This window comes from Sphingobium sp. LMA1-1-1.1, assembly GCF_040676365.1.
Taxonomy (GTDB): Bacteria; Pseudomonadota; Alphaproteobacteria; order Sphingomonadales; family Sphingomonadaceae; genus Sphingobium.
The window spans coordinates 703966-720778 of record NZ_JBEGHS010000012.1; the positions used below are offsets into that span (position 1 = coordinate 703966).

The 16813-nt window shown below is 61.2% G+C and carries 18 protein-coding genes; 9 read left to right on the top strand and 9 right to left on the bottom strand.

The genetic code is table 11. The annotated features are described in order from the left end of the window. Position 1 precedes the first annotated feature (1 nt). Entirely contained in the window at positions 2 to 1006 is a 1005-nt protein-coding gene (locus MRBLMA1_RS10615; protein ID WP_363736678.1) for an oxidoreductase, read from the top strand. A 641-nt stretch (positions 1007 to 1647) separates the two neighbouring features. On the opposite strand, the gene MRBLMA1_RS10620 is transcribed toward MRBLMA1_RS10615, so the two are convergent. Then, positions 1648 to 2040, bottom strand: coding sequence for an ArsR/SmtB family transcription factor (locus tag MRBLMA1_RS10620; RefSeq protein ID WP_363736679.1), 393 nt, complete (start codon positions 2038 to 2040; stop codon positions 1648 to 1650). Further along, positions 2037 to 2660 (bottom strand): peroxiredoxin, encoded by a 624-nt coding sequence (locus tag MRBLMA1_RS10625; RefSeq protein ID WP_363736680.1) that lies wholly within the window; start codon positions 2658 to 2660, stop codon positions 2037 to 2039. Before MRBLMA1_RS10625 ends, MRBLMA1_RS10620 begins: the two co-directional genes overlap by 4 nt. A gap of 87 nt (positions 2661 to 2747) precedes the next feature. Between MRBLMA1_RS10625 and MRBLMA1_RS10630 the strand changes: the two genes are divergently transcribed. From MRBLMA1_RS10630 to MRBLMA1_RS10665, 8 genes are read left to right on the top strand one after another with little or no spacing between them, the layout of a single operon-like run. After that, positions 2748 to 3665 carry an MBL fold metallo-hydrolase gene (locus tag MRBLMA1_RS10630; RefSeq protein ID WP_363736681.1) on the top strand — a complete coding sequence of 306 codons (918 nt, stop codon included), beginning with the start codon at positions 2748 to 2750 and terminating at the stop codon, positions 3663 to 3665. Continuing rightward, positions 3662 to 4105 (top strand): YeeE/YedE family protein, encoded by a 444-nt coding sequence (locus MRBLMA1_RS10635; RefSeq protein ID WP_363736682.1) that lies wholly within the window; start codon positions 3662 to 3664, stop codon positions 4103 to 4105. The genes MRBLMA1_RS10630 and MRBLMA1_RS10635 overlap by 4 nt, the downstream gene beginning before the upstream one ends. Then, positions 4102 to 4509, top strand: a complete 408-nt coding sequence (locus tag MRBLMA1_RS10640) for a DUF6691 family protein (RefSeq protein ID WP_363736683.1) — start codon at positions 4102 to 4104, stop codon at positions 4507 to 4509. The genes MRBLMA1_RS10635 and MRBLMA1_RS10640 overlap by 4 nt, the downstream gene beginning before the upstream one ends. A gap of 41 nt (positions 4510 to 4550) precedes the next feature. Continuing rightward, complete coding sequence (locus tag MRBLMA1_RS10645) at positions 4551 to 6134, top strand: TIGR01244 family sulfur transferase (RefSeq protein ID WP_363736684.1); 1584 nt, start codon at positions 4551 to 4553, stop codon at positions 6132 to 6134. Positions 6135 to 6137: 3 nt separating this feature from the next. Continuing rightward, complete coding sequence (locus MRBLMA1_RS10650; protein WP_363736685.1) at positions 6138 to 6923, top strand: sulfite exporter TauE/SafE family protein; 786 nt, start codon at positions 6138 to 6140, stop codon at positions 6921 to 6923. 12 nt (positions 6924 to 6935) lie between these two features. Continuing rightward, on the top strand, positions 6936 to 8330 hold the full coding sequence (locus MRBLMA1_RS10655) for a cytochrome ubiquinol oxidase subunit I (RefSeq protein WP_363736687.1): 1395 nt from the start codon (positions 6936 to 6938) through the stop codon (positions 8328 to 8330). Beyond that, entirely contained in the window at positions 8327 to 9325 is a 999-nt protein-coding gene (cydB, locus tag MRBLMA1_RS10660) for a cytochrome d ubiquinol oxidase subunit II (RefSeq protein WP_363736688.1), read from the top strand. Before MRBLMA1_RS10655 ends, cydB begins: the two co-directional genes overlap by 4 nt. After that, on the top strand, positions 9325 to 9429 hold the full coding sequence (locus MRBLMA1_RS10665; RefSeq protein ID WP_363736689.1) for a DUF2474 family protein: 105 nt from the start codon (positions 9325 to 9327) through the stop codon (positions 9427 to 9429). Before cydB ends, MRBLMA1_RS10665 begins: the two co-directional genes overlap by 1 nt. A gap of 349 nt (positions 9430 to 9778) precedes the next feature. Here MRBLMA1_RS10665 and MRBLMA1_RS10670 read toward each other — a convergent pair whose 3' ends face one another. From MRBLMA1_RS10670 to MRBLMA1_RS10700, 7 genes are all read right to left on the bottom strand, one after another. Continuing rightward, positions 9779 to 10342, bottom strand: a complete 564-nt coding sequence (locus MRBLMA1_RS10670) for a mechanosensitive ion channel domain-containing protein (protein ID WP_363736691.1) — start codon at positions 10340 to 10342, stop codon at positions 9779 to 9781. Next, on the bottom strand, positions 10342 to 11016 hold the full coding sequence (locus MRBLMA1_RS10675; RefSeq protein ID WP_363736692.1) for an FABP family protein: 675 nt from the start codon (positions 11014 to 11016) through the stop codon (positions 10342 to 10344). Before MRBLMA1_RS10675 ends, MRBLMA1_RS10670 begins: the two co-directional genes overlap by 1 nt. Positions 11017 to 11083: 67 nt before the next feature. Further along, a complete protein-coding gene (locus tag MRBLMA1_RS10680) occupies positions 11084 to 12505 on the bottom strand; it encodes a phospholipase D-like domain-containing protein (RefSeq protein WP_363736693.1) in 1422 nt (473 codons plus the stop codon). A 19-nt stretch (positions 12506 to 12524) separates the two neighbouring features. Beyond that, a complete protein-coding gene (locus MRBLMA1_RS10685) occupies positions 12525 to 13442 on the bottom strand; it encodes a molybdopterin-dependent oxidoreductase (protein ID WP_363736694.1) in 918 nt (305 codons plus the stop codon). 900 nt (positions 13443 to 14342) lie between these two features. Continuing rightward, on the bottom strand, positions 14343 to 14648 hold the full coding sequence (locus MRBLMA1_RS10690; protein WP_363736695.1) for an alkylphosphonate utilization protein: 306 nt from the start codon (positions 14646 to 14648) through the stop codon (positions 14343 to 14345). 109 nt (positions 14649 to 14757) lie between these two features. Continuing rightward, positions 14758 to 16419, bottom strand: a complete 1662-nt coding sequence (locus MRBLMA1_RS10695; protein WP_363736696.1) for a SulP family inorganic anion transporter — start codon at positions 16417 to 16419, stop codon at positions 14758 to 14760. After that, on the bottom strand, positions 16416 to 16736 hold the full coding sequence (locus tag MRBLMA1_RS10700; protein WP_133655018.1) for a helix-turn-helix domain-containing protein: 321 nt from the start codon (positions 16734 to 16736) through the stop codon (positions 16416 to 16418). The genes MRBLMA1_RS10695 and MRBLMA1_RS10700 overlap by 4 nt, the downstream gene beginning before the upstream one ends. Positions 16737 to 16813: the final 77 nt, after the last annotated feature.

Consider the following 16813-nt stretch of genomic DNA (forward strand, 5'->3'; position numbering starts at 1 on the left):
GGTGGGCTATGGCTATGCCGGCAGGACGTTTCACGCGCCCTTGATTGCGGCCACGCCGGGGATCGAACTCGCCGCGGTGGTCTCCACAAGACCCGCCAAGGTCCACACGGATCTTCCCGCGGCAAGAGTGTTCGAGGGGCTTGATCAAGCTCTGGCCGATCCTGACATCGATCTGGTCGTGATCGCCACTCCCGACCCGCTCCACGCGCCGCAAGCCCATGCCGCTCTCGATGCCAACAAACATGTCGTGATCGACAAACCTTTTGCTCTCACACTCGAAGACGCGCGGAGCGTTGCCGAACATTCACGGCAGGCCAATCGGCTCCTGTCGGTGTTCCACAATCGTCGCTGGGACAGCGATTTTCTCACTCTGAGATCGCTGATTGCGTCAGGCAGGCTGGGTGAAATCATGCAGTTCGAAAGCCATTTCGACCGCTTTCGTCCCGAACTCCGCGACCGGTGGCGCGAACGACCCGGCGCAGGCATCTTCAACGATCTTGGCCCACATCTGATCGATCAGGCCTTGTTACTATTTGGTATGCCAGCAGCAGTCTACGCCGATCTGGGGATCCAGAAATACGGAGGTCTGGCCGATGACTATTTCCACATCCTGCTGCGTTATCCGCGCCTTCGTGTTGTCTTGCATGCCAGCCAGCTGACACTCGACAACAGCTTGCGCATGGCCGTCCATGGCACATCGGGAAGTTTCATCAAGCGCGGCATGGATCCCCAAGAGCAGCAATTAAAGGCAGGGGGCAACCCATCATACCCCGAATTTGGCGTGGACCGGGAACCAGGCACGCTTTTTGAAGTGGCGGAATGTGAACAGGGCGGGATGCCCGTCGCATCAATTCCGGGAGACTATCGACAGTTCTATGCAGCAATCAGAGACGCAATCGCGATGGGAGGACCTGGTCCTGTCCCAGTTGAGGAGGCCCTCAATGTCATGCAGGTCATGGCGGCGGCGAAGCAGAGCCATCGTGGCAGACACGAAGTTTCTATCTGAGCAAGATGATGAAGGTGCCAGCGATTGAGCGAAAGCTTAGGCTCGTTATCCAAACTCAAGTGGTATCGTGAATTATGAGGCAGGTTGGGGCATGCTGGCCCGCAACGCAAGAAGATGTCTGAAGTCATGTAATTTCAGAAAATGGTTTGCGCCTTCCCGTTCCTCAAACGACACCGATGTGGCCAAACGGTAGATGTCGGCTCTCGGTACAACGCGACGCTTAGCGACGTGGGCGGGAACGAGGGCTTTGTTCCAAAGCAAACCGGTAGGGGGCTCGGCGCGGACGCGGACCCAACATGCGCCGTTCCGGTCCGGGTGCGAATATGTCAGTTCACAGCAATCGTGCCGCTCCGGCTGGTGCAAGACCGCCCGGCCTAATCGCTGCGCCGATGATCGGCACGATATACGCCGTATCCCTCTGAAGCCTGACGGTGTGTCCGTTTCGATAATCCCTGGCTCCTGCACCGACTGCCGATGTGATTTTTGCGGAGTCAGCAGAGTCAAGAGTCAGGCGCCTGGGCGCTAGAGCGGGTTTCGATCTGATTGAATCGGATCGCCGCCCTGGATTCCTTGTTTTCCGCGATTTCTTAACCAGCAATCGGTTCCGATCGCTTGGAAATCGTTCTAGCGACAGAAAGTTTTCAATCCAAAATTTGAGCGAAACCAGCGACACCGCCCGACAGCGGCTGGCCGCGGGCCGGCTTCGCAGCGCCGCGAACATCGTCTATTTTGCCTATGCCTCCGAAAATCGCTTCCATTGTGCGGACACATAGGGCGACATCCTCGTCAGCAAGCGCATACCACACCAATTTAGCTTCCTTGCGCGTTTGAACGAGGTTGGCGCGGCGCAACTCGCCCAGCTGCTGGCTGAGCGCGGGTTGCGCGATGTCGGTCGCTTCGCCAATTTCCGAGACGTTGCGTTCCCCGCGCAACAGGCACGACAGAATCATAAGGCGCTGCGGTTGAGCAAAGACCTTCAGCTTTTCAGCAGCGATGGTCGCAGTGTCGCGGTCTTCGTAAAATGCCGCTTTCATGGCGCGTCCACAAAACGGCAAAACCAGTCCTGACGATCTCCGGAGACGTCGGAGGGTGCTGAGAGCAGCGGCTGTCCATCCCGCCATCCTTCAGGCGCCAGCGTGTCGGCTCCTTCCACCGCCTTCAATGCCTTGAGCAGCCGCAGCATCTCGTCCACCGAACGCCCCACATTGTGGGGATAGCAAGTGATCGCTCTAATGACTCCTTCCGGGTCGATGAAGAATGTCGATCGCATCGCCATGCTGTCGGCCGATTGTTCATCGATCATGCCATAGGCACGCCCGATCGCCATGCTCGGATCCTCTATGATGGGAAATCGGACATCGGCTCCCAGCGTCTCGCGGATCGCCCTGACCCACGCCATGTGCGCGTAAAGGCTGTCGACAGACAGCCCCAATAGCGAGGTTTCGAGCGCATCGAACTCCAACTGGCGCCGGGCGAGCTCGGCAAATTCCGTGCTGCAGACAGGCGTGAAATCCGCGGGATGAGAGAAGAAGATCACCCATCGTCCGCGCAGCTTGGAGAGCTGGATTTCGCCGGTTGTCGAGCGCGCGCGGAAATCGGGCGCGGGTTCTCCGATACGCGGGGGCCTGCCCTCGATCCTTTGACTGGTTTCCATAGTGCTTCCTTCGACACTCTAGTTTCTTGACGCAACAGAATTATTAGATTACACAATATATGTAAATGTGAATTTATGAGGTTTTCCGTGATCGACTCCTCACTTGAAGCTGCATCGTTGCAAATCTCGGCCGCGCAGACTGGCGTCCCGCAGATCAAGGCATTCTTCGACGAACCGACGTTCACGGTGACTTACGTCGTTCACGATGCCGAAAGCCGACGCGCCGCGATCATCGACAGCGTGCTGGACTATGATCCGGCTTCGGGTCGGACATCCTTCTGCGCGGCAGATGCAGTTCTCGATTATGTTGGGGAGAAGGGACTGCTGGTCGACTGGCACCTGGAGACCCACGCCCATGCCGATCACTTGTCGGCAGCGCCCTATCTGCAGGAGAAGCTGGGCGGGAAGATCGCCATCGGCGAGCATATCGTCACCGTGCAGGAAGCCTTTGGCAAGCTGTTCAATGCCGGCACGGACTTCGAGCGCGACGGCTCCGATTTCGATCATCTGTGGAAGGATGGCGACCACTTCCGCATTGGCAATCTCGACGTCACCGTGCTCCATGTGCCGGGCCACACGCCGGCTTGCATTGCCTATGTGATCGGTGACGCCGTCTTTGTCGGCGATACCATGTTCATGCCGGACTATGGCACGGCCCGCGCCGATTTTCCCGGCGGGGATGCCCGTACCCTTTACCAGTCTGCCAAACGGCTCCTGTCGTTGCCGCCGGAAACCCGGCTGTTCATGTGCCACGACTATCTGCCTGAAGGGCGTACGGACTATGTGTGGGAAACCACGGTCGAGGCGGAGCGCAGTTCCAACGTCCATATTCACGACGGCGTGAGCGAAGACGAATTCGTCGCGATGCGCGAGGCCCGCGACAAGACGCTCGCGATGCCGCGCCTGATCCTGCCCTCGGTCCAGGTCAACATGCGCGCCGGGCACCTGCCGCCGCCTGAGGACAACGGCATCACCTACCTCAAGATCCCGGTCAACGCGCTATGACCTTGCCCGGCTTTCCCGATGCAATGCCCGTTGCCGGATTTCTGGGCGGCCTGATGATCGGCCTTGCCGCCGCCATCATGTTGCTGGGCCTTGGCCGGATCGCGGGGGTCAGCGGCATGCTGGCCCGCGCGACCGCCATCGCCACCGCTGGGGCGCCGCGTGCGCTTGCCATCGCCTTCGTGGTCGGACTGCCACTGGGCGCGATGCTGGTAACACTGGTTTGCGGTGGTGTTGAAACCCGCTTCGGCGCGGGCATCCTGCAACTCATCGGGGCGGGGTTGCTTGTCGGCCTGGGCACCCGGCTCGGGTCGGGCTGCACCAGTGGCCACGGGGTATGCGGCCTTTCGCGGCTGTCGCCGCGGTCGATAGTGGCAACCTTCACTTTCATGGCCAGCGGCTTTGCAACGGTTGGCGTGATGCGCCTGGGAGGCTGGCTATGAGGCAGGTTGCGCTCGCGCTCGCGTCTGGCCTGCTGTTCGGCGCTGGACTTGCCGTTTCCGGCATGGCCGACCCTGCACGTGTGCGTGCCTTTCTTGACCTCTTCGGCGCATGGGATCCCACGCTCGCTTTTGTGATGGCGGGGGCGATGGTTCCGATGGCGATAGCCTGGCTGATCCAGCAACGCATGACGAAGCCCGTCGCGTGCAACGCCTTTGACCTGCCCGGCACCCGCCTGATCGACGGGAAGCTGCTGGCGGGCGCAGCTCTGTTCGGCATCGGCTGGGGCATCGGGGGCCTGTGCCCCGGACCGGCGCTGGCTGACTTGCTGATCGCCCCATTCGAGGCCGGGATATTCGTGGTCGCCATGCTGGCCGGCATGACCATCCACCGCATCACCACATAATGAGATAACAGCCCCGCGCGGCAGCGGGTGGAGGAGCAATCATGGACATCAAACCGCTGAACGCAGACTTCGCCGTATCGCCCCAGCTTACGATCGCCGATATCCCCTCGATTGCAGCCCAGGGGTTCAAGGCCATCATCTGCAACCGGCCCGACGGCGAGGAACCGGGGCAAATTGCGGCAGACCAGATCCGCGAGGCTGCCCAGCAAGCGGGCCTGCGCTTCGCCCACGTGCCCGCAGCTTCAGGCGCGATCGCCAACGCCAATGTCGACGCCATGGCGGAGGCGATTGCGGTCCTTCCCAAGCCGATCCTGGCCTTCTGTCGCTCCGGCGCTCGATCGACGAAGCTCTACGAGCTTGCCCAATCGCAGGAGAACTCGGCTTCCTCTCCCAGGATTCACGATGTCGTGATCGTCGGTGGCGGTGCTGCCGGAATTGCAACGGCGTCCAGCCTCCTGAAGCGCAATCCCAAACTTGATATCGCCGTCATCGAGCCGTCGGGGGTACATTACTACCAGCCGGGCTGGACGATGGTCGGCGCAGGGGTGTTCGACAAGGAATTCACGCGCCGCGCCGAAGCGCGGGTCATGCCCAGGCAGGTCACCTGGATCCGCACCGCCGCCTCCGGCTTCGCCCCCGACGAGAACAAGGTGATCCTCTGTGACGGTCGCGACGTCGGCTATCGGGTCCTGGTCGCCTGTCCCGGCATCACGCTCGACTGGAATGCCATACCAGGTCTGGCCGAAACGATCGGGAAGAACGGCGTCACCTCCAATTACGGCTACGATCTCGCGCCCTATACCAACCGGCTTGTCAAGGAATTCAAGGGCGGGCGGGCGCTGTTCACCCAGCCTGCGATGCCGATCAAATGTGCCGGCGCGCCGCAAAAGGCCATGTATCTCTCCTGTCATCGCTGGGAAAAGGCCGGGGTCCTGAAGGACATCGACGTGCAGTTCCACACTGCCGGTGCGGTGTTGTTCGGCGTCGCAGCCTATGTCCCTGCGCTCATGGAATATGTCGAGCGTTATGGCGCGCACCTGAATTTCGAATCGAAGCTGGTTGCCATCGATGGCGCGGCGAAGGTCGCCACCTTCGAGCGCAAGGATGGCGATGGCACGCGACGGGTCGATGAACGCTTCGACATGATCCATGTCGTACCGCCCCAGGTCGCTCCGGATTTTGTCCGGTCGAGTCCGCTCGCGGCCGCGTCCGGCTTCATCGAGGTTGACGAGGCGACACTTCAGCACCTGCGCTATCCCAACGTGTTCGCACTGGGCGACGCCTGCTCCGCCTCCAACGCCAAGACCGCAGCCGCCGCACGCAAGCAGGCACCGGTCGTCGCGGTAAACGTTCTCGCTGCTCTTGAAGGCAAGGAACCGGTCGCGGACTATGACGGCTATGGTTCCTGCCCGCTGACGGTCGAGGCAGGCAAGATCGTCCTCGCCGAATTCGGCTATGGCGGCAAACTCTTACCCAGCTTCCCCAACTGGCTGATCGACGGGACGCGTCCCTCCCGCCTGTCGTGGTTGCTGAAAGACACGATCCTTCCGCCGGTCTACTGGCACGGCATGCTCAAGGGGCGCGAATGGATGGTCGCGCCGCATGCAATCGGGGCGGCGCACTGAGCCATGCTGGAGCCGATGCAATATGCCCTTGGCGGTCTCTCGGGCGCGCTCGTCGGGTTCGTGCTCGGGCTCGTCGGCGGCGGCGGATCGATCCTCGCCGTGCCCTTGCTGCTCTATCTCGTGGGGATCCGCAATCCGCACGAGGCTATCGGCACCAGCGCTCTGGCGGTCGCGGTCAACGCGCTCGCCGGTCTCTGGAACCATGCCCATGCCCGGACGGTGAACTGGCGGTGCGGCGGGATCTATGCGGCGGCTGGCGTCATCGGCGCGCTCGGCGGCTCGACCCTCGGCAAGAGCATCGACGGGCACAGGCTGCTCTTTCTATTCGCTATCCTGATGGTCGTGGTGGCGTTGCTGATGTTCCGCGGACGCGGCGATCAGGGCATAGAAGGCGCGCAATGTAACCGGGAGAACGTTGGCAAGGTGGTTGGCTATGGTCTCGGCACCGGGGCATTTTCCGGCTTTTTCGGAATTGGCGGAGGTTTCCTCATCGTACCAGGCCTGATTGCGTCGACACATATGCCGATCCTGCGTGCTATCGGCACTTCGCTGGTGGCGGTCGCCGCCTTCGGCCTGACCACCGCGCTCAACTATGCTGTTTCTGGCTATGTCCTGTGGGGCCTCGCCAGCGTTTTCATCGCGGGCGGCATCGTCGGAAGCATCATCGGCACACGCACATCCCAAGTGATGGCTGCCGAAAAGGGCCGATTGAACAGCCTGTTCGCGATCTTCGTGCTCATTGTCGCCATCTACATGCTATTCAAGAGCTGGTCCGCACTCGCCAGCTGAACGGGGACATCCATGGACGCCATCATTCTTGCGCGGGCGCAATTCGCCTTTACGGTCAGCTTCCACTTCTTGTTCCCCGCCTTTTCCATCGGGCTGGCAAGCTATCTGGCGGTACTGGAGGCCCTGTGGCTGAAGACCGGTAAGGGCGTTTATGCCAATCTGTTCCGCTATTGGCTCAAGATTTTCGCTGTCGTGTTCGGGATGGGCGTCGTCTCGGGTATCGTCATGTCTTACCAGTTCGGTACGAACTGGTCGGTGTTTTCCGATAAGGCAGGTCCAGTTATCGGGCCGCTGATGGCCTATGAAGTACTGACCGCTTTCTTCCTGGAGGCCGGCTTCCTCGGCGTCATGCTGTTCGGAATCAACAAGGTCGGGCGCAAGCTGCACTTTGTCGCTACGCTAGCCGTGGCGCTGGGGACCTTTATTTCCGCCTTCTGGATCCTGGCGGTCAACAGCTGGATGCAAACGCCGACTGGCTATGAGATCGGCGCCAACGGTCAGTTCCTGCCCGGGACAAGCTGGCTTGCGATCATCTTCAATCCCAGCTTCCCCTATCGCCTGTTCCACACGGTCCTCGCGGCCTATCTGACGACCGCCTTCATCGTCGGCGCGGTGGGTGCCTGGCATCTTCTCAAGGACCGCGCCAATCCGGGCGCGCGCAAGATGTTCTCGATGGCGATGTGGATGGCAGCGATCGTTGCGCCGATCCAGATCTTCGCCGGCGACATGCACGGACTGAATACGCTCGAGCATCAGCCGGTGAAGGTCATGGCAATGGAGGGCCATTACCAGAGTCACCCGCACGGCGCTCCGCTGATCCTGTTCGGCATCCCGAACAGCAAGGAACAGCGGGTCGACTACGCCATCGAGATACCAAAGGCCTCGTCGCTGATCCTCAGGCACGAAATCGACGCGCCCCTGAAGGGTCTCGACACTGTACCGAAAGCCGACCAACCACCCGTCGGCATCGTCTTCTGGGCCTTTCGCGTCATGGTCGGCATTGGGTTTGCCATGCTCGCAATCGGGCTGTGGAGCCTCATCGCGCGCTGGCGCAAGGCGCTTTACGACTGGCCGATGCTGCATCGGTTCGCGGTCCTGATGGGACCGTCCGGACTTGTCGCCGTGCTGGCCGGCTGGGTGGTAACCGAAGTCGGGCGCCAGCCGTTCACGATCTACGGCTTGCTAAGGACGACACAGAGCGCTTCGCCTCTGGATGCTCCCGCCGTCGTCTCGTCGCTGCTCGCATTTGCGATCGTCTATTTCACCGTCTTCGGCATGGGCATCTGGTATCTCCTGCATCTGATGAAGAAGCCGCCCCAAGCGCATGAAACCCCGCCCGATGACGCACCGATCCGCAGCGCAGGCATCACCCCCGCCCCAGCTATCATCGAGGGAGCTTCGGCATGATCGATCTCACTGTCATCTGGGCTTGCATCATCGGCTTTGCGATCATTGCCTATGTCGTGATGGATGGCTTCGATCTCGGCATTGGCATCCTCTTTCCTCTCTTCAAGGTCGGCCAGGACCGTGACACCGCGATGAATAGCATCGCGCCGGTGTGGGACGGAAACGAGACCTGGCTGGTGATGGGCGTTGGCGGTCTGCTCGCTGCATTCCCGCTAGCCTATGCGATCATCCTGCCAGCGCTTTACGCGCCAATGATCGCGATGCTGCTGGGACTCGTCTTTCGAGGTGTCGCCTTCGAGTTTCGATGGCGCGATCCGGCGCACCGCGCCTTCTGGGACAAGGCGTTCACCACCGGCTCGGTCATTACCACCTTCGCGCAAGGAATTGCGCTTGGCGCGCTTCTTCAGGGTATCACGGTCAAGGGTCGCAGCTATGCCGGCGGCTGGTGGGAATGGTTGTCACCGTTCAGCCTGCTGACCGGCATTAGTCTGCTGGTGGGCTATGCCCTGCTCGGTGCCTGCTGGCTAAATTGGAAAACCGAGGGCGGATTGCAACGGCAGGCGGTGACCTATGCCGGTCGACTGGGCATCGGCCTTCTGATCATGATCGGCGCAATCAGTCTCGCGACCTTGGGGCTGGAGACAAAATATTATCAGCGTTGGCTGAGCTTCCCCGGCATAGTGGCGACGGCGCAGGTGCCGCTTGCCACAGTGATCATGACATTGCTCTTCTATCGCAGCCTGCGTCGGAAGCGTGATGCGCAGCCATTCTTTTGGGCGCTTGCCTTGTTCGGGCTTTGCCTCGTCGGCCTTGGCATTTCGATCTGGCCCGACGTAATTCCAGCGCGGGTGACGATCTGGGAAGCGGCCGCGCCTCACCGCAGCCAGATGTTCATGCTGGTGGGGGCCTCGATCATGGTGCCCGTCATCCTGGCCTATACTGCGTGGTCCTATTGGGTGTTTCGCGGCAAGGTAGGGACGGAGGGCTATCATTGATGCCGCTTTGGCTGTGCCGGCTTGGATGGTTCGTCGGAATTTGGGCGACGAGCGTTCTTGCGTTGGCGCTGGTCGGAGGAGTGCTCCGCTTGTGGTTACGCTGAATGGCCCCTCGCCAAGAAGCCGAGATAGCGAACCATGTTCTCGATCTTGCTATGACCGAGAGGGATCTGGACGGCACGAAGGTTCCCGGTCGCCCTATAGATGATCGACGCCTTCGTCCGGCGAAGTGAATGGCGTCCGGCGAAGTGAATGGGCGCCATACTCACTTCGCAGCTTGCCGATGTAAGACGGAGGAGTTTCCTTGAAGCCTGTGCCGACCAGAGCCGGGCGTTCCGGGGTAGATGTCCGAATGCCTGCTCCTGACAGACGCCCCCGTTCCCTCATCGTGAATTAGGCGATCGGCCAAGCCCCCCACAACTATTCCGAAAGCTGAGGTGGCGATCACGGCTCTCATGCGCCATCCTTCTCGCTGCGTGGCAGTTTGATCATTGTCTGCTGCGCCATCGTGCCATTGGCTATGATGATCTCGCGGCCATCATCCGTGCGCAGGATGGTGAAACCCAGCGTGATATCCTCGACAACACCGACGTCGAATTGATCCTTATTGGGCGCGACGACCTGCAATCGGTCCCCACGGCGGAATGGCTTGTACAATACAAGGCTAACGCCAGAGACCAGATTGCCCAGCGTCGTCTGGGCGGCGAAGCCGACGATCACCGACATCAGCCCGACCCCGGCGAGCAAGGCGGTGCTGAGACGGTTAAGCGCCGGAACAAGATGGGCGTACAGCGCGCCGATCAGCAGCCATATGATCAGGATTGCCAGGTGGCTGAGAAACGAGATCGTGATCTGGTCGATGCGTTCGGACCGGTCATGCGCGATGAGCGTCGTGAAGGCGCGTCGCACCAGCCAGGAAATGAGGATCGCGGCTCCGATCAGCAGCGCCGCAAGAATCACCGCGCCAAGCCAGGTCCTGGTGTCGAAATAGTGAAACGTCGTCGCGGCTCCCCCCATCAGCCCGGCCCGCCGGCCTTGGCACGAACGATCCTGAGCCAGGGATTGAGATCGGCATCGCCCACCTTCTTAAGGCTGCCCGTGTCGCGGTGGGTGAACGGCTCGTTGCGGCCTTTGACCATCAGCATGGTCTCGCTCGTATATGTCCAGGAGCCATCTGCGGCGAAAGCGATATCGAGCATGTAGCTGTCGGTCCGGAACGCCTGCTCCAGAAAGTCCGTGGAGCAGATGCCATAATCGGTCTGGCCGCGAACGGCTTTCACTTTCAGCGTCATATCGTCCTTCCCGGCTTGTCCACATGCGAGCGCGACCTGGCCACGAGGGATAGCCAGTGTCTGCATGATGAGGCCGGTTGCAGGCTCCCACAGCCAATAGCCGATCTGGTCGTGGAAGGTGATGTCCTCTTCGCGCGTGCCGATATGGGTGTGGTAGCGCAGGCCGTAGAGAAGTTGGGGGCCATTCGTCTGGGGATCGATCGGCTGCATCTCGACCCGCTCAAAATATTGGCGCTGCTCCGGGCCGTCCGCCTTCGGATTGAGGTCATTGCCCTTGTCGCCTTCCCATATTCCCGCAAGCCGACGCAGGGGGCCGAGATTGGCGAGGGTATCCGGATCGACATTCTCCGGTTCGGTAAAGATGTCCTTCGGGATCGGCGTGCCAACCATGTGCGTCATACTCCGTGCTTCGACGAACCATACTATCGGGATCCAAATTCCGGGAGAAGCGCTAGCTGACCGGACGTCAAATCAACGGACCGAGCGATGCAAGCGCATTGCGCCAGATGCGGATGTGCAGAGGGAGGGCTTCTGTCTGACCTCGCGTCACCGGCCGCGCCGAACGACCATATTCCTGCTGGCGCGCCCGCATCGCGGCGGTGAATTCCTTGTCCCGCACCATGATGTCATTTTCGAAATTGAGGTCGAAGCTGCGGAAATCGAGATTGGTCGACCCGAAGAAAGTCAGCTCGCCATCGACGGTCAGGATCTTCGCATGGAGGAGGCCGCCCTCGAACTCCTGGATCCTGACACCCGCATCGAGCAGTCGCGGATAATAGGCTCGGCTCGCCGCGCCGACGAACCAGGAATCATTGCGATGCGGCACGATCAGCGTGATATCCACGCCCGCCATGGCCGCTCCGATGATGGCTTCCGATACGACATCGCCCGGCACGAAATAGGGGGTCGTCATCATGATTTCACGGCGGGCCTCGCCCACGATGCGGGCAAGGAGCTGGGCGGCCACACCCTTGTCCGTCGTCGGACCCGTGCCAACGACCTGAGCCGTGACGCCGGTTTCGACAGGATCGGTGCGGTAGTCCCAGGGGGTCAGGTCGATCGGTCCCTGTTCGAACCAGGATTGCGCGAAGAGGAGGTCCATCTGCCGCGCCACCGGCCCCTCTAACCGGGCCATGACATCGACCCATGGCGCATAGCGCGGCTTGGGTGAGAAGGCCGGATCGGCGCAGTTCTGGCTGCCGCAATGGCAGATAGCGCCGTCGATGATCGTGATCTTGCGATGATTGCGAAGATCGGGCCGGCGAACGAGCACCGTCGATAACGGATTGCCGATGGGCAAGGCCGCCATGGTCTCGATGCCCGCTGCGCGCATCGCCTGCCAGACGGTGGATTTAAGGAGCGCGCCCGATCCGATCGCGTCCACCCCGGCGCGCACGCGTACGCCGCGCCGTGCCGCCCGGATCAGCGCTTCGGCGACCGCCCGGCCGGTGCCGTCATCCAGCCAGATATAGTAGAAGACATGGACGAAGCGCCGTGCCGCATCGATATCGGCGATCAGGCGGGCGCGCTGCCCGTCCGGGCTGTCGAGCAACTCCGCGCGGTTGCCATGCGTGACGCCGAACCCGTTGATGGCGCTGGCAAAGCCGCTGGCCGGTCCCTGGGTGACAAGGTCATGCGGCTCGCCGCTGTCCAGCACCATTGGCCGGGTCGCAAGTTCGGCCTCGCGATGGGCAGCGCCTTGCGGGCCATCGAACCGGATTCGACCGAACAGGAAATAGGCCAGCGCGCCGAGTGCAGGCAGTACGAAGAGAGCCAGCGCCCAGGCGATCCGTGTGGTTGCGTTGATGTCCGGTCGCGCCAATATGTGCAGCAGCGTCGCCGCGACGATCGCCGTGTGAAGCAGCGCGGCAAGGCTTATCAGCGTCATCGGGCCGCCCGAGCCATTCTCACGCCAGCCGGATCTTTACCGGGATCGACTTGATGCTACTGTCGGGCAGCGTGGCACGGGCCATGCGGCAGACGATCTCCACTTCGGACAGGCAGTCCGGGCTGGCCGGATCGAGCACGCCGCGCGAAGCGGTGACCTTGGACATGGCGTCCTCGATCGTGACGAACTGCTCGCCCGCCTCTGTCTCGATCCGCTCGGACCGGGAAATGACCGGCAGGGTCAGCGCCTCCTTGCCATGGACCACATGCCTGCGATTGAGCTTGGTCGAAATGCCGACGGTCAGGTCGAGATTGCGCATGGCTTCATAGGTGCGCTCGGTGTCCGGAACGGCGCGCACGAAATTGCCGCTCATGCCGACGAACAGTTTGGCCGTCCCCGCCCTCATCGCCTTGACGGCATCGACGGTGTGATGGCCATGCTCGCGCGGCGGATCGAACCCGGACACATCCCGGACGCGATCGAGATATGCGGCGGCAGGCTGCTCGTCGATGCCGACGGTGCGATCGCCCTGGACGTTCGAATGACCCCGGATCGGCGCGATCCCGGCGCCGGGCTTGCCGAAGTTGCCGCGCAGGAACAGGAGGTTGCAGACCTGCTGGAGCAACCGCGCGCCTTGCTGGTGCTGGGTCAGCCCCATGCCGTAGCAGATGATCGTCGCGCTGGTCCGGATGTAGATCTCGGCACAACGCCGGATCTGTGCCTCCTCGATGCCGGACACGCGCACGAGATCGGTCATCATGCGGGGAGAATTGGTCCCCATATTCTGGCCGATCACGAAGATCGCTTCGGCCTTGGCCCAATCGGCCATGGTGACCGTGCCTTTCCCGACGCCGATCGAATGCGGGAGGCCCCGACTGGTCGGTTCGTGGCACATGTTCGAACAGTCGGGGAAGTTGTTGGTCCCGAATGCGCGCACGACGCTTTCGCGCCATTCTCACAAAATTCAAGCGTCTGGGTGCAGTCGGGGTCGGGACAGGCGCAGCTCGGGCATTTGAACCCGCCGGGCTGATTCATGGAGAGCAGCGCTTTCGATCCTTTAGTGACCACGCTTTCCTGCATCAGGACTTTTGTCGTAGCAGCGGCCGCACCCCAACCGCCTGCCGGCTTGTCGTAGGGTTCGTAACGAGGCTGGTCATCGGCCATGAGCGCGCTCCAGATGGTGTGCGACTGACAGACTAGGGGATCATGTTCATTCGTCGCAATGAAATCCCGCTCACATGTTATTGGAGCGATAGGATTTGGTCGCACCAGGGATCGACATGGACGATGCTTTGATACTGTCTGAGCGGACCGAAACTTGAAGAATGAGAGTCTCCCAGGCTTGGCTAGCGGTTATCGAGTAGGGCCCGATCCCGCATTCCGCAGATCTTTGGGAGGAGTTCCCAGCCAATCTCACCCATTACGAGGATGACTGGCGTCAAGGATCGAACTTCGGGTGTCGCCGAGACCCGCCATTCCTGCTCATATCCGCGAACGGCAGGATTGTCCCACGATCCGGCGTTCACCTTCGGCGAAACCGACCCTTTGTAGCCGTTCAACCGCCGATTTTCGTTCCTGCGTCCAGACGGTCCGCTAATTGGGTTCGATTGCGCGCCGGTACTCCCGGCTTATTCACTCACAGCGCTTGGCGAGTTGATGATCCGGCTACAGCATATGTTGCGGCAAGGCTTTGCCGATCGATCGCGCCATCATTGCACCGCGTGTTCCGCCCGCTCCGGCTGCGGCGATCCCGTTCCGGGCCTTCCCCTATATCGGCGGCGTTGCCAGCACGGTGGGCTTCCTGTTGATGCTCTGTGTCGGACAGTTTGCTTCATGATCAGGTACGTTTCCGAACAAACTCCGCTCGCAGCACCAGTCCCTTAATGCCATCATATTTGCAGTCGATTTCCTGTGCGTCGCCGGTAAGTCGGATCGACTTGATAAGTGTGCCACGCCGCAGCGTCTGCCCAGCACCTTTGACTTCCAGATCCTTGATCAATGTGACCTGATCGCCATCGATGAGTATGTTTCCCACGGCATCACGCACCTCGACCCTCTCGGCTTCGGCATGGCGCACTGCCAGTTCCGCTGCGGGCATCCATTCCCCGGTTTCTTCGTCATAGACATAATCTTGGTCGTTCATCTGCTTCTCCTGATAATGGACCGTCGTCACGTTGGGCCTGCGCATTTCGATCGACAGCGCACAAGCCTGCCTCCCGCGTTATGCGCATGAGTTGAAAGTTCCCGGCATGTCAGGCTTCCTCGACGATCTTTGCGGCGGCGATGAGCGCCTCTGCATAGTTCGACGTGTAGATGAGCTTGCCCGAGGACCGGCCAAGGCGTGCGCGTTTGAGCATGGCGAACGGCTGTGGCCTTATACCGGAGAGGATTACACGCGCGCCGGAAATGCGGGCTTGTTCGACAAATTCCTCCAGCGCCTGCACTCCGCTGGCATCGAGCAGCGGGACCAGGCGCATGCGCAGGATAAGGACTTTGGGCGACGAACCGACCCGCCTCAACGTGTCCAGCAGTTCGCCGGCGACCCCGAAGAAGAACGGCCCGTTGATCCGGAACACCTCGACGCCGCGGGGAAGCGCATCGCGTTGGTGCATGTCCTCTGCATCCAGTTCGGACTCTTGCGCGATCCCCGCGTCAACTTCGACCGCTTCGGCCATGCGCGCCATGAACAACAATGACGCGAGCGCTACGCCGACACCGATTGCGACTGTCAGATCAACCAGCACCGTCAGTCCGAAAGTCAGCAAAAGTACCGCACGATCGCTGTTCGGCATACGCAGAAGGGCCACGAAACGTTTGTACTCACTCATGCCCCAGGCGACCATGAAGAGGATTGCAGCGAGCGCCGCCATCGGCACATAGGCCATCAGGTCGCTGGCGAAGAGGATGAACAGGAGCAGAAAAGCCGCATGCATCATTCCCGCAACAGGCGTCTTTGCTCCAGAACGGATGTTGGTCGCCGTGCGTGCGATGGCACCGGTCGCCGGCAGGCCGCCGAAGAGTGCCGACCCCAAATTCGCCACGCCCTGGCCGATCAACTCCTGATCGGAGCGATGGCGTGTTCCGGCCATTCCATCGGCGACGACTGCGGAGAGCAGGGCTTCTATCCCAGCGAGGAAGGCGATCGTGAACGCGGAAGGGAGAACTGCGGCGACCTTGGCCAGGGAGAATTCCGGCAACGACGGCATCGGCAAACCGGCCGACATATCCGGGAAGCGCGACCCGATCGTGTCGACCGGCAGTTTGAGCAGGGCAACTGCGAGCGAACTCGCCACCACGGCGATCAAAAAGCCGGGCCATTTCGGCGCAAGCTTGCGCAGCATGACGATAACGCTAAGCGTGCCCACGCCGATGCCAAGCGTGACCCAATTGACGGTGGCGATCGCGCCAAAATAGGCCTGCCACCTCGGAATGAATTCGGCAGGGACATGCTCGATCGAGAGGCCGAGAAAATCCTTCACCTGGCTCGACCCGATGATCACCGCGATGCCAGCGGTAAAGCCGGTCACAACCGGGTGCGGGATATATTTGATCATCCGCCCCAGGCGAAGGGCGCCGGCGGCGATGAGGATCAGCCCGGCCAACAGCGTGGCCACCAGAAGTCCATCATAGCCGTGCTGGGCGATGACGTTGAAGATCACGACCACGAAGGCGCCGGTCGGTCCGCCGATCTGGACGCGCGATCCGCCAAGCGCCGAGATCAGGAAGCCCGCGATCACAGCGGTCACCAATCCCTTGTCGGGCGTCGCTCCACTGGCAATGCCGAGCGCCATCGCGAGCGGGAGCGCAACAATGGCCACAGTCAATCCTGCTATGGCATCTGCCCGGAAGCTCGCGACCGAATAGCCTTCGCGCAGCGTTGTGAGGAGTTTGGGCGTATAGGAGGCTGCCGTCACCTGTCAGCTTCCTCAGCCGGTATCTTGTCGTACAGCATGGAGGACGACGACCGCCTGACGCCGCCACTGGCAGGTTCACGAAGGCGGACCCCGCGCCCGACGCCTGTGCTCGGCGCGTTCTCGCCCAACAGCTCAATACCGGCGCTCTCCAGCGCCATGATCACTTTAACCAGAGTCTCGACCACGCCCCGCACCTGGCCTTCGGACGCCTCCATCCGTTGGATCGTAGGGAGAGACAATCCCGCCAATTCGGCCAACTGACGCTGGTCCAAGCCGAGAAGAGCGCGTGCGGCGCGCATTTGCTGCGACGTGATCATATTTGCCTCATGATGTTTAATACATCAAATATCATTGTTAACAATTAATAGTAATATTGTATATATGGCTTGTGCAA